This window comes from Prosthecobacter sp., from assembly GCF_046154365.1.
GTDB lineage: Bacteria > Verrucomicrobiota > Verrucomicrobiia > Verrucomicrobiales > Verrucomicrobiaceae > Prosthecobacter.
The window spans coordinates 21505-35530 of sequence record NZ_JBJXFV010000192.1; the positions used below are offsets into that span (position 1 = coordinate 21505).

Sequence of the window (14026 nt, forward strand, 5' to 3'; positions counted from 1 at the left end):
CAAAGGCTGGAAGCCTCGGTCCAGTGTCAGGCTGGAAGCCTGACCTCCGGATCTTCTCACCTCGCGCCGCCCAGCTTCAGCACTTCGAGCTTCTTGCCAATCGTGTGGCGTTGCAGTTCCTGGCCGCCGGTGGTGGCTTTGATGATGAAGGTTTGACCGATCTTGGCGGGAATCATCGCCTCCTCGCCAGATTGCAGTGAGCGCACGAACACCTGATTCTCTGCTCCTGGTGCGAGGCCGAAGATGCGCACTGCACCGGTGTGATTGTTGGTGACGACGACTTCGGCAGGATCTCCGAGGTTCGGTGGAGGTTTGACCGCCATGGCAGAAGCAGGCAGGGGTTTGAGCGGAGGCATGCCGGGATTTTGCGGAGTCGGCGTGGCTTGCCGCATGTCAGGAGCAGGCGCTGGCGTGAGCGGAGCCAAGGCTGGCAAAGGACGCGATGATGTCGGAGTCGCGGCGGGGAATGTTGCAGCCGGACGTTTCACGGTGAAAGCCGGCTCGTTGATCGCGATTGGCATCACCGTGTTCGCGGGCCGTTTCGCCTCCTTGGCAGCGCCGCAGTCGAATTGATCGAGCAGTTCTTCGCGGCGCGGCTCCAGTGGCAGGTCGTCGTAAGTCTTGAGCGCGTTCTCACGGCGCACGAGGTCGTCGATCTCCGGCGTGCTGAACGCGGCGGGGTCAAATGGCGCGGTGCGCTGGCGGTCGAGCGTGTCGAACTCGTTCGCCATCACCTCACGCTGACGCAATTTGGTGTTCAGGCTGGCCTGCGCGGTGCCGACGCTGGCGTTGTACTGGTTTTGCAGGTTCACGATCTGCGCGGCCATCTGCGCATCCTGGTTCTGGATGACGACCATCTGTGCCTGAAGCTGCTGAAGCTCGATCTGATGCTGCTGAATCTCCGCCAAGATGGCCTGTCCGCCCATGCCTGGCTGCATCATGCCCGGACGCATGCCGGGCTGCAGCGTCGGTGTCTGCTGCATCGGCTGCTGTGCGCCCTGCAGATTCACCTGGTCCTGCGCCATGCAGGCAGAGATCTGCTGCATGCGCGCCTGCATCGGCGCGAGCTGCAAGGCATTCTGCTGCCGCTGCTGCATGAAACCGGTAGCCTGGATGCGATAATTCTGATCTGCCGCGTTCACCGTGGCCTGCAGCGTCTGGATGTCTGCATCAAGCGCAGCCACGTCTCTGCTGATCATCGTCTGGCGCTCCGCCATGCGTGCGACTTCGGCGTTTCGATTCTCTGTGACCCCCACCATTAGAGCGTTTCGTGCCGCATCTTCGGCGGATTTGAGTTTGCCGTATTCCACGGCCACATGATCGCGGGCCCTCGCGCACTCGGTCTTCAATTCACCCTTGAGCGCGGAGAGCAGTTCGCCCTCCAGCAGCACGGCGTCACCCGCGCCGATCTGATCTTTCCACGGACCTTTGAACAAGCCGAGAGCGATGCCGCACACGTGCGCAGTGTCCTTCGCGGCTGGCGTGACAGCTCTGGTGGCATAATGATTCTGCACCAGCGAACGAATTTCCCGCAGCGCCTGCGCAGGCTGATGCAAGCAGAGGTTCATCCACAGCCGCGCCTCACACGCACGATCCCATACAGTGCCATCCTGCTTCTTGCCAATCGCCGCCGCCAGATTCTGCTGTGCCGCGTTGTAGTCGCCGGCGCTGATCTGTGCGAGAGCACTGGCATAGTTGACGCTGCAGTCGCCTTTGTCATCGGCCTTCAAGGCCCGTTGATAAGCGCGATCCGCTGCGGCCTTCGCCGACGCAGAGTTGCCCCAGCCGTCGGTCAGCATTGCGCGCACATATCCGTGCAGCAGTTCGTTGCAGGGTTGCAGTTCAAAGATGACCTCGCCATCCTTGTCGCACACGACCTTGAGCGGCCCGGTGAACGGCTCGCACTCTGGCGCGTCGATGGCGACGGTGTAATCCCCTTCCCCGAGCAGCTTCGCCATGTATTCACCCTTCGCGTCGGTCACGAATGGTTGATTGATCGGCGTGAGCAGATTGCCTGTGGGCTGGAGAATCAGTTTGGCATTCGCCACTGGCAGCCGCGCATCGTTGGCACGGTTGTTGCCGGTGCTGATGCGTTTCACCACGAGGATCGCGAGATCGCAGCGGTCGCGCTTCGGCGGCGTTTTCGACAAAAGGAAGTCATGCACGTATTCAAGCGTGCCCTTCGGCACCATGAAGCCGCGCCCTGCATCCTCCGTCTGAAATCCGGCGGCGCTCACGCGATAGGCATAATCGGCGGGCGACAGGTTTTTGATCTCGTAATAGCCACCGGGCGAATTCGCCGTGGCAGTCGCCACCACGGTGCCGCCCTGGCCGGACAGCAGTTCAATCTTCGCTCCCGGCAACGGCCCAAGGTTTTCACCCTTCTCATCCTGGCCATACACCCGGCCATGCACGGCAGGCTGCACCACATTGGACTGCGCAGGGCCACTGCCGAGCTTCCGTTCGCGCGTGAGCAGAAAATCATGCACATACTCACGCGTGTCCTGCGGCATGGCGAAGCCGCGCTGCTCGTCTTCATCACGAAAACCGGCGGCGGCGACCTTGTAGCGATACGCACCGGCCGCGAGCGTGGCGATCTGGTAGTAGCCGTAGATGTTTGTCGTCACGGTCGCCGCAGTACCGCCGGTCTCGCTTTTCAACTCGATCCGCGCTCCGGCAAGCGGGCCGAGATTATCCCCCTTCTCATCCTGGCCGTAAACCCGGCCATGCACGCCGCCATCAGCGGCGGTCGAAAGGGTGACGCACAAGAGGGTGAAAAAAGACAAGAGCGTTTTCATGGCGCGGGGTGTTTCGTCAGGGGCCGGGAACCACGCGCACGCCAATCACGCCGACAGCATCGGTGGCATCGGTGGAGGTGAGGGTGATTCTGAACGTGATGGTGACGTACATGGTGCCCGTGGCGCGCTGGGGGCCGTAGAGCACAGGATTGAAACCGAAGGATGCCGCGTTCCACGCCGCCGGCAGTCCCGGTGGCGCGTAGGCGGCGGTGTTCAGCGGATCGAGCGGATAGTTGGCGAAGTTGCCCGCGTCCATGGCTCCGGCGAATCGCAGCGGCATGTCGATGAGCACGAGCGGCGTGTTTTTGGCCAGCGGCAGCGGTGTGCCCGTTTGCAGCGTGAAAAAGGGCTGTGCGCCTGCGCCTGAGACACCGCCGGCGGCGTTGCGACGGATCGGCCCGTTGCTGAGTTCCACCAGCGCGCGCACCGAGCCCGTCGTCGCGGGAGAGGAGCCGCCGACGAAGCCGACGTGGGCAATGACGCGCATGCCTGGCAACACCGCCGGCGCGGGCACCAGCCCCTCGCAGCGGAAGGTGATCTGCTCCACACCATTTCCCGTGGGCCGCACCGCCGTGCTCCATGCGGGGAGCGTGGTCGCGCCAGGGATGCTCTCATGACTGGCAAACAGCAGGCCAAAATGACTGCCGTGCTCCGCAGTGAGCCTCCACGCATTGCGCACGAGCAGCGGATCGGCCAGCGGCATGTTGGCCCAAGGCAGAAAGGGTGGGAGCAGCGCCGGTCTGACCTGAAAACTCGGCGCGGGAGCATGTACGATGATGGGCGGCGGGACGGGCGGCAGAGGGGGCAGGATCGGCCCACGACGCAGACCGAGCAGCACGTTCGGCGGCGGCGTACCCGCCGGGAACAGCGGCAGGATCGAACCATTCGCCGCCGTGAGCACATTGCCCGCGACTCCGAGCGCGGTGACACGCGGCTGCACATACAAATAGGCGGACTCCGCCGACGCCGGGATCAGCAGCGCGGCCACTGCGGCGCGGTTGATCGGCGGCATCACGACACTCGTGGCTCCAGGAAAACCACCGATATTCGTCGCCATCGGCGTGATCAGCACTGGCGCGGCTTTGTGCGGCAGCACGGCGAACAAATCGACGCGCCACGAAGTGATCTGCGACGTGTTGCCCCCCACACTCCAGTTCACGGTCACTGCATCGCCATCACACACGATCGGTGTCGTCGGCGCGATGCGCACGCCGCTGATCAGCGGTGCGGCGGGCGGCGGCAGCGGGAAGAGCAACTGCGCCAGCGCATTCAGCAGCGGCAGCAAAATGCCACCGCCCGGCGGCGGCAATCCTCCTGGCAAAATGGTGCGATCCGGTGGCAGCAAGGGCGGCGGTGGCAATGGCGGAATCTGCGGCCCAGTGATCAGAGGTGGCAGCTTGGGCGGCTCCGGCGGCAACTGCGCGATCACCGTTCCCGTGGGCTTCATGCCCGACATCCACACCGGCACCTCGCTGGCTGTCGCCGTCGTGCGCACCAGATCACCCGCTTCATCGAAATGCGCCGCAGGGGTGAGCCACAATGCCGGCAGCGTCTTGTGATCGTCCGGCTGCTTCTCACTGTCATACACCGCCTGTCCATCCACTTCGAGCAGCACGCGCTGAAGCTGCGCCCGATCAGGAATCTTATTCGTCGGCGCACCACTGCCGATGACACCGACGCCCGGCGCTGCCAGTGATTCTTTGGTCAGCGGATTGAGCGCAAGCTCAAAACCGGCCAGCTCAAACATTTGCGGCTTCGCCTCATCGGCCAACGGCGCAGCTTCAGACGAAAGCAGAAACTTGCGCGCCCCGGCCTGGAGGTACACCGGATTCCGCGTGCCCTGCTGCGGCCCGCTGCCGCCAGTGAGCGTGATGCGCAGGTTTTCCACCAGCGTGCCCGCGACAGGGGTGGTTTGGAATTTCTCATCCGACTCCTCATGCCAAGGCGTCGCTCCCACGACACGTCCGCTCAAGGCGCGCACCAGCGCGTGCTCGGTCTTTAGCGCCGCCTTCTCATCCTCGCTCAGCGTCGTCTTTTTTGTCTTCGCCTCATACTCCGGCAGGATCTTCATGAGGCTCGCACGGCTGGCGGCCAGCTTCTCCTGCGCATGCACATCCACGAGACCGTTCGCGGCGAACAGCTTGCCGTTCACCTCAATGCGATAGCCCGCCAGCACCCAGTCCGTGCGTCCCTGCGAGGCAAAACCAATGCTCTGCAAATCGCCGCACTTCACGCCGGTCAAAAGCTGCTGCGAAGTGCGCAGCGCATCGCTCCCGGCATCGCCCGCCTTCGCCGAAAACTCAAACGTCGCCATCTGCCCCGGCTGAATCGCCGTCACCATGCCTGCGAGCGATGACCGGTGCGGAAACGCCGCAAACGACGGCTCACGCCTCATCCCGCCGAGCGGATACAGCCGCAGCGGAAAGCCAAGCCCGAGATGCACATCGACCGGTTCGCTCAACGCCGCGCCCTCCGTGCCGACACCGAGCGTGATCTTGATCGAATCCACTACCTCATCCGCAGGCAGGTTCCCCATTTCAAACGGCGTGCGTGGCAGCCCTTCATGCTTCACCGGCACCTCCACTTCCTCACCCGCAGCAGCGATAGCAGGTGATGCGGATGGCGATGTCACCTTGGCAAGCAGCGTGGGATCCACCTTCGTCACATACAACGCCCCGGCACCGATCACGCCACCCAGCAGCAAGCCGATGAAAATGTTTCCCCATCGGGACGGTGGCTTGGCAGAAGATGCAGGATCATCAGAGGAACTGTCGCGCATGACATTTACAGGTTTGAGTCCACCAGCATCCACGCAGACCAGCCCGCGTTGAATCGGATGGATACTACCTCTCCGCCTCGCAGCGGCGCAATCCCAATCTTATGCCAAAATCTTCTGCGCCACCTCACCGCTCACATTCGTCAGCCTGAAATTCCGGCCGCCATACGAATAGGTGAGCTTGGTGTGATCAAGCCCGAGCAGGTGCAGGACCGTCGCGTGCCAGTCGTGGATGTACATCGGGTTTAGTTCGGACACTTTGATCTTGGCGGACAGTCGGCTTTTGTGCAGCATGCATTCATTCATGAAAAACACTCCTTTGCTGGTCGTTCTGGTTCTGCTGCTCGCCTGCCGTGTCCAGGCTGCCAGCGAATGGTGGATGCAGGATGCCGCCCTGCCCGCCGACATCCAGCAGTTGATCAAAAGCAATCAGCGTGAAGGCATCCCCGCGCTCGCTCGCGCCCATTTGGGAAAAATGCAAGCATGGTCCGACCAAGCGGTGGTGAAGCTGTTTTACTGGCTTATAAGCGACCCACAAACGGATGTGGAGAGGCTGCTGAAAGATTTCCGACCGCATTTGATCGAACGTCCCGCTGTTGGACTGGAGGTGGCGCTGATGCTGGTGCATAACGACGTTTACATCGGCCACATGAGGGATGACCGCTTCGTACGCGGCAATAACTTCAGCGGTGAATCACCACCTGCCAGCGCCTATGAGAAAAACCGCTGGCACGCACTGAAGCTGGTGCTCGCCGTTCGCAATACGCTGACCGCAAACGCGGACATGAAACTGCGTGCGCAGATGCTTGAGACACTCGCCCAATTGCTGTGCAGCCGGTTTCTCAACGATGAGCACTGGTCCCTTTACCCGAACACAGGCCTGCTGCGGCTGACAGATTTGAACACGGAGCCGGCAATCATGCAGTCGCAAGGAGGTTCTTCATGGCCGTCCCCCGGCGTTGGGGATGATCCCACCGTCTGGTTCTTAATCACCCCAGCCACTTTTGAAGCGGCGAAGTCTGACGGAGAACGCTGGCGCTGGGCGCTGGCGCAGCTTGACGCGCTGGGTGGCAGGCACCGCACCACGGCCTCGATGCTGACTGCCCGGGTGATGGCAGGTGTGTTCACCGCTCGTGTCCTGCCGGGGTTGAGCGGTGAGTCTCCCATCGTCGGCCAACAACCTGTGCCAGAAAAGCCTGAACTGGCGCTACATACTCTGGATGACAATGAAACGGTCATCATCGTCGGTGGCAGCTTGCGGAGGTTGCGGCTGCCACCAGACTTTTCCTTCATGGCTCATCTCAAAACAGCCGCGCTGGACGAAGGCTTGGATGAAGCAACCCGCGAATCGATAACGACACTGCTGGCGATGGAATGGAGTGCGCGCTGGCAGCATGACCGGACTCTCGCGTTTCTGCGGCAGCTTCCGCGAAATCAAGCCAAGAAAGCGGCGGCGAGTGAAGGCCCCTCCTGGATCGAGTCACCTCAACTGAGTTTCAGTTCATCAGGACCGCAGGTCGCCGGAACACCCGCAAAGCTGCGCGTCATGTCCCGCAACGTTACCCGTGTGAAGTTCACCGCGCAGGCGGTGGACATGCGCAAAATCATCACGGACATCGAACGACACATGCGGCAGAGCGAGAAGCAGCAGGAGGGCAAGAAAGACGAATGGAAATGGCGTGCGATCGAGGGGTTGCACATGCGCCTCACGGGCAAGGACGCCGCGCAATGGCTGATGGGAAAGCCGGTGCGCTGGACGGCGAAGATCACGCCCGCGCCACATCACTGGGATCAAGTTAATGAGATCACCGCGCCCCTCAGCAACGCAGGCGTCTGGCTCATCACCTGCGACGCGGGCACGAAAAAGCCCGACCAGACGCTGCTGTGGCTGGATGAGCTTGTGGTGTTGAAGATTCCGCAGCTACTGCCTGTGCCGCCGCCGCCAGGTCCAGCAGCGCCCTCCAGCAGCCCTGCGCCTGCGCTTGGCAGCGATCCATTCGGTCCTCCGCCAGTTCCTGGCGAAAAGCCTGCGACCGTTCCGAAGGTCGAAATCGTCGTTCCGGCGATGACCCGCGATCCCTTTGGTGGTGCCTGGCAGGAACCCAGACGACTCACCCGCTACCTCATACTGGAGGCCGCCACGGGCAGACCCGTGCCCGGGGCGCGTTTGATCATCAGCGGTGGCCGTCCCTGGCGGTCTGAGCCCGAGGCCAAAGACGTCCCCTTCATCCGGATCGAACACCAAGCGGACGAGCACGGCAGCCTCGTAATCGCCGAGGCAGACCTTCCGGACAGTCATCACTGGCTGTTTCGTGTGGAAGACACACACGGCCGGTTGCATGTGCTGGGCGAGGATTATCGCCGCTACACCGGTTACGACCCTGCAATGAATGACATGCTGCCGGACAGCCCCGGCTCGGCGCGTCAGTTTTCAATCATCGACCAACCAGCCTATCATCCCGGTCAGGAAGTTCGTTGGAAGACATGGCTGCGGCACCGTAATGCCGCCTTGCAAGACGAGACGGTGCGTAAAGCCGGCGGTGTTACGAACGTTGCCCTTCACCAAGGCGAGCCATACGAATCCAACTCCCCCCTGGGGAAGCAAACAGTGGCGCTGGATGCCGGCGGTGCTGCGCACGGCACGCTGCGCCTGCCCGACGGTGGTATTCTGGGCGCACACCATCTCTCCATCGATTCGCAAATCGAAGTATTCCCGGTGGAAGAGTTTCGGAAGCCTGAGTTTCTGGCCGAGGCATCAGTGAAATCACCTTCAGTTGCGGCAGGCGGAAAATTCGAGTTTCAAATCAATGCCCGCTATTACTCCGGTGCGCCGCTCATCGGCGGAAGGGTGCGCTATCACATCAAACGTTTTGCGCTAGGAGGCGCAAGTCCAAAACCAGCCTGCCCTGCCACAGAGTGGGACTGGCTTTATGGCAACGGCCACGCCTGGCCCGAGGCTTACTGGAAAGAAGGGACAGGCTGGGGCGATTCTCAAGGCACGGAGATGACGAGCGGCGCCATTCCTCTACGCGCAGATGGCACGGCGCACATTCCGGTGGACACTCTTGGCACGATGCTGACCAGCGGCAATGCGGCCGTTAAATACACTCTCGACGCCTGGGTCATCGACGATACGCAAAGAGTGACGGCACTGATAGCCTCGCACATAGTCACGGCGCAGCCATGCACGCTGATCCTCGATACCGACCACGGCTTTTATCACGCGGGAGCACGGAGCAGGCTCACCCTGCGCAGCTTCAACACGGACGGCAGCCCGGCACCCGTGACTGCCACCTTACGCCACACCGCACCTGATGGTGCTGTTTCTAGTCTGGCTTTTCCGGCAATGACCGGCGGCCAGTGTGATCTCGCTCTCGATCTCCCGCAGTTCGGTCTGCATCGTCTGCAAGTGGATGCCGTGCTGCCTGATGGACAGACCACCAGCACCCGGCGTGACATTGCCGTGCTCGATGAAGGTAAATCACTCAACGTTCCCGCCGACACCGCAGCACTCGATCTACAATTGCGTAACCGCGAGCATGCTCCAGGAGAAGACGCCGAACTGCTGATCACCAGTCGTCATGCGGACGCCGATGTTTGGCTCTTCATCCGCGTGAAAAATGGTGTGTATCCCGATCCCGTGCATGTGCGGCTGCAAGGGCATCATGCGGTACACCGCATGGCCGTCTCCGCTAAGGATCAGCCCAACTTCTTTGTACAAGCCGCCACCGTTGCCGATGGCCGCGTCTTCAACGTGAGCAGGCAGGTCTTCGTTCCGCCGAAGCAGTTCATCGCCAGCGTCCGGATGGAAACAGACAGGCCTAACTACCATCCCGGTGACAAATGCCGCGTAAAAATCATCACCGCCCGTCACGATGGTTCGCCTCTGCAAGCCAACGTGGCCTTCACCGCTTACGACAAGACTCTGGATGCCCTGGCGCACCAGTCAGGTCGTTATTACCCAGAGCAGCCGGACATCCGCAAATTTTTCTGGGGCTGGAAGAGATTGCACCGGCAGCTCATCACCGACACGGCTGAACAAAACGGGTTGGTGGATTATGACTTCCCCGGGATGGTGTCCTCCAATTGGGATGAATACTACCCATGGTGTCAGGAGGATGACCGCGCTGGCGCATTCGCGGATGTCGGCAGCGACCCAAGCTCCATCCCGCCCGCAGGCACAGCGGTCGCGGCGATGCCCGCCTCGTTTGCCAATCTGCTGAAGCAAACCCGCGTTCGGCAAAACCAGCGCGATAGCATCGCCTGGGAGCCTGATCTCCGTACAGATGAGCGTGGTGAAGCCATCGTTGAGTTCACGCTGCCGGACAATCTCACCACCTGGTCGCTAAAAGCCTGGGCGGTTGGCCCCAAAACCGAAGTCGGTCAGGCAGCGCACGATCTCCGCGTTAGCAAACCGCTGGAACTGCGCATCGCCGCTCCACGTTTCCTGATCGCTGGTGACGAGGCGGCGTTGACTGCGAGCATTGTACATGCGGAGCAAAAAAATCGCCCCCTGCAGGCGGTGATCGAATGGCAGGGCGACGCCGCCACCTTGCTCGATGCACCGGCACAAAACACCACGCTGGACACCAACGGCGGGGCGCAGCTCACCTGGCACGTCAAAGCCGCGCATGAGGGAACCTGCACAATCCGCATCAAGGTCGCGTGTGACAACGCCAGCGATGCCACCGAAATCACCCTGCCCGTGCGGCTGGCGCACACCGCACAGCTTGAAAGCTGGGACATCTCCGTGGCACCTGAGCAGAGCGAACGCGTTCTGGAGTTCATCGTTCCAGCGAATGATCGCCCTGACAGCACTCGTCTCGAAGTTCGTCTCACGCCAAGTGTGCTGGCCGTCATCGTCGATGCACTGCCCTACCTCGCTGAATATCCGCATGGCTGCGCCGAGCAGACGCTGAACCGCTTTTTGCCCACGCTCATCGCGCACCGCACCGTTGCGGCACTCAAGCTCGACATGAAAGCGCTGCACCAAGCCGCGCTGGAAGCCGGGGCCAAACGCACCATCATGAAACTGCCGGAGCATCTGCAACGCTGGCAGCGCGATGAACAACTGCCGCGCTGGAACCAGGCCAGCCTCTTCGATGCCGAAAAAGTCCAGGTCATGGCGAGCGTCGGTCTCCAACGTCTCGCCAGCATGGCCGTGCGTGATCAACACGGCGATGGTTCCGCAGGCGGCTGGGCATGGTTCGGCGGGAGCGTGCGCAGCAATGCGCAGCTCACAGCGCTCATCGTGCATGGCTTCCTCCAGGCCCGCCTCAGCGGTCTTCAAGTGGACAACAACGCTCTCACCGCCGGTTTCACCGCGCTGCAAAAGCACGAGGAAAAGCAACTGCGCTGTGTCACCGATCCCGCCTACTACGGCCTCAAGGAAAAACACCTCGGCAATGATCTCGACGTGCTGGTTCATGCCACACTCGTCGAATCACTGGAGCCGCCCTCCAAATCCAATGACACCGACAAACTTCAATCGTTGCGCGACAACGACAGCTTCCGCAAAGCCCAGCCCGCCGCCTCAATGCGGCGGCACCTCATCGAAGGACGCGATCATCTCGCCTCCATCAGCCTCGCCCGTCTCGCCATGGCCTGCCATCAGCTCGGCGAAAACAGCGACCGCGATCTGCTACTCCGCTTGCTCAAAGACAAGGTCAAGATTGATGCAGCCACACGCCTCGCCTGGATCGACACCAGCAGCAACGGCACATGGCAGCAGGATTTCATCGAAACCCAGGCCGCCTTCCTGCGCCTGCTCCTCCTCGTCGAACCCGCCAGCACTCTCACCGCCGATGTCGCGCGCAACTTGATCACCCGCCGCAGCCAGGGCCGCTTCTGGAACTCCACCCGCGACACCGCCGCCAGCATCGAAGCGCTCGCCGCCTATGCACTCGCCACCGGCGAAATGGAGAAGCATCAAACCGTGCAAGTGCTGCTGGATGGCAAACAACGGCATCAGCTTGAACTCCAACGTGATTCAACACTCGCCGCGGTTCCCAACATGGTTTTCGATGCGTCCGATCTCGCCGTCGGCAAGCACACTTTGACTCTTCGCCTCGCGGGAGGCGGCTCGCTGTCCGCCACTGCCGGTTTGCAGCATTTTGGCCCGCCTGTAGCAGCTCCAGTCAGCGCGTTGAAGCTCACCCGCCGCCTCTGGCGTGTCGATCCGGCATCCGTTCAAGCCGCCCAGACATCGTATCAATCCTACGGATGGAGTCAGCATGAAATCCGGCGCGAACTCGTGACCGAAGACACTCCGCTTAAGCCGGGCGACATGATTGAGCTGGAATGCCGCTTCGAATCCGGGCAGCCGCTCGAATACCTGCTGCTTGAATCCCCTCTGCCTGCTGCACTACATCCGGTTCACTCACTTAGCGGCTGGGAACGTCAGGATGACCTCTATGGCTATCAGGAAGTCCGCGATGACCGTGTTTGCAGCTTCATGGAACACCTGAACCATGGAACTCACATACTTCGCATCCTTACCCGCGTGGAGAATTCCGGCTCCTTCATGCTGCCGCCCGCATCCATCACCGCGATGTACTCACCCTCATTTCATGCGACCAGCGGCAGTCAGGTCATGCATGTAAAGTGATCGGCATCACGCCAGAATCCCCTTTGCCACCTCGCCACTGACGTTCGTCAGACGAAAATTCCGGCCGCCATACGAATAGGTCAGTTTGGTGTGATCAAGACCGAGCAGGTGCAGGATCGTGGCGTGCCAGTCGTGGACGTGCATGGGGTCCAACGCGGCCTTGTGGCCCACTTCATCCGTCGCTCCATACGTCAGTCCGCCCTTCACACCGCCACCGGCCATCCAGATCGAGTAGCCTTTGTGATTGTGATCGCGCCCATCGCCGCTTTGCGCATACGGCGTACGGCCAAACTCACCGGCCCACACGACGAGCGTGTCCTTGAGCATGCCGCGTGTCTTCAAATCGGTGAGCAGCGCTGCGATGGGCTGATCCGTGGCCGCACAGTTCGTCGCCAGCAATTCACGCAGGCGGTTGTGATGATCCCAGTGGCCTGGAGAGGCGATTTCGATGAAGCGCACGCCTGCTTCGGCCATGCGGCGTGCGAGAAGGCACTGCCGCGCGAATTGATCCTTCCCCTGGCCGATGCCGTAGAGCTTCAAGATGTGCTCCGGCTCGCTGCGCAGGTCTAGCACCTCAGGAATCTCGCTCTGCATGCGAAACGCGAGCTCAAAGGACTCGATCGCGCCTTCGATCTCAGGATGCGCGCCATCGCGCTCCATCTTGCGCTCGTTCAATCCGCGAATGAGGTCGATCTGCGCCCGTTGAAGGTCGCGATCCACGCCCGGCACGATGTTTTTCATCGGCGGCCCCGGAGCCACGTCCTTCTTCAACAGCGCCGCATAAAGCTCCGGCAACTGCGCCCCACCGATGCGCGTACCCTGACAGATCGCCGGCAAAAACGCGCTGCCGTAATTTTGCGCACCGCCATTGTCCGCCGGTGGATTCAGCGTGATGAAACCTGGCAGGTTCTCATTCTCCGTGCCGAGTCCATACAGCGTCCATGCGCCAATCGAAGGCCGCACGAACTGAAAACTGCCCGTGTGCATCTGCCCGAAGGCCTGCGCATGATTCGGCAGGTCCGTGTGCATCGAATTGATGATGCACAGCTCATCCGCGTGCTGCGCCAGCTTCGGATACAGCGTCGTCATCCACTGTCCCGACTTCCCGAACTGCTGCAGCGGATGCACCGGCCCAAACAGCTTCGCTCCCGCCGAATCACGGCCCAACGATGCTGTTTTACCGTCGCGTTTGATCAGCTCCGGCTTGTGATCAAACAAATCCACATGCGACGGCCCGCCGCGCATCGTGAGGAAGATCACGCGCTTCGCCCGTGCGGCGAAATGCGGCTCCTTTGATGCCAAACCGCTCTTGGCCTGCGCCAGAGCTGAAAAAGCCAGCCAGCCGATGCCAGACGACATCGTCGTCAGCATCTCGCGTCGTGAAACAGGAACCACTGACTGACACTGACTGGCACTAATAAGAGAGCTGTTTGGGTTCATATCAGTGTGAAGTCAGTGTCAGTCAGTGGTTCAATCCATGAATCGAAACTCCGCGCTCGCCAGCAACGACTGGCAGAACACTGTCAGCAGCTTCAAGTCGTCCGCTGAGCCGCTTTTGAAGAATTTTCCCGCCAGCGCGACTTCCGTCGCGTCCGGCACTCGATTGAAGCAAAGTTGAAACGCGAGCTGGATGCGATCAGGCGATGATTGAATGCGTTTCGCCAGCGCAACGGCCTGCTCCTGCACAAACGGGCCGTTCAGCAAATACAGCGCCTGCAGCGGCACGTTCGTCACATCGCGGTCGCCCGTGACGAGATTGGGGTTCGCCACATCGAACTGCTCCAGCACGTCGGGCAGGTGATCCCGCAGTACCGGCAAATAAATGGAGCGACGCTTCGATCCATC

At 61.4% G+C, this 14026-nt stretch carries 5 protein-coding genes and 1 pseudogene; 1 reads left to right on the plus strand and 5 read right to left on the minus strand.

Annotated features, from left to right (window positions below; all coding sequences use genetic code 11):
- Positions 1 to 56: 56 nt before the first annotated feature.
- From ACKVY0_RS25220 to ACKVY0_RS25230, 3 genes and pseudogenes are all read right to left on the minus strand, one after another.
- Entirely contained in the window at positions 57 to 2798 is a 2742-nt protein-coding gene (locus ACKVY0_RS25220; protein ID WP_409217633.1) for a carboxypeptidase regulatory-like domain-containing protein, read from the minus strand.
- 16 nt (positions 2799 to 2814) lie between these two features.
- Positions 2815 to 5577 carry a hypothetical protein gene (locus ACKVY0_RS25225; RefSeq protein ID WP_409217634.1) on the minus strand — a complete coding sequence of 921 codons (2763 nt, stop codon included), beginning with the start codon at positions 5575 to 5577 and terminating at the stop codon, positions 2815 to 2817.
- Positions 5578 to 5676: 99 nt separating this feature from the next.
- Positions 5677 to 5820 (minus strand): annotated as a pseudogene (locus tag ACKVY0_RS25230) (DUF1501 domain-containing protein); the annotation flags it as partial.
- A gap of 58 nt (positions 5821 to 5878) precedes the next feature.
- On the opposite strand from ACKVY0_RS25230, the gene ACKVY0_RS25235 reads away from it, so the two are divergent.
- On the plus strand, positions 5879 to 12181 hold the full coding sequence (locus tag ACKVY0_RS25235) for an alpha-2-macroglobulin family protein (protein ID WP_409217635.1): 6303 nt from the start codon (positions 5879 to 5881) through the stop codon (positions 12179 to 12181).
- A 6-nt stretch (positions 12182 to 12187) separates the two neighbouring features.
- Here ACKVY0_RS25235 and ACKVY0_RS25240 read toward each other — a convergent pair whose 3' ends face one another.
- Together ACKVY0_RS25240 and ACKVY0_RS25245 are read right to left on the minus strand one after the other, a co-directional pair.
- Positions 12188 to 13621: a DUF1501 domain-containing protein gene (locus ACKVY0_RS25240; RefSeq protein ID WP_409217636.1), complete on the minus strand. Its 1434-nt coding sequence runs from the start codon at positions 13619 to 13621 to the stop codon at positions 12188 to 12190.
- Between the two features lie 30 nt (positions 13622 to 13651).
- On the minus strand, positions 13652 to 14026 hold a 375-nt coding region (locus ACKVY0_RS25245; protein WP_409217637.1), incomplete at its 5' end, for a DUF1553 domain-containing protein.

Coding starts and splice junctions, on each gene's coding strand:
- ACKVY0_RS25220 (WP_409217633.1), bottom strand. CDS start 2,798: ATGAAAACGCTCTTGTCTTTTTTCACCCTCTTGTGCGTCACCCTTTCG.
- ACKVY0_RS25225 (WP_409217634.1), bottom strand. CDS start 5,577: ATGCGCGACAGTTCCTCTGATGATCCTGCATCTTCTGCCAAGCCACCG.
- ACKVY0_RS25235 (WP_409217635.1), top strand. CDS start 5,879: ATGAAAAACACTCCTTTGCTGGTCGTTCTGGTTCTGCTGCTCGCCTGC.
- ACKVY0_RS25240 (WP_409217636.1), bottom strand. CDS start 13,621: ATGAACCCAAACAGCTCTCTTATTAGTGCCAGTCAGTGTCAGTCAGTG.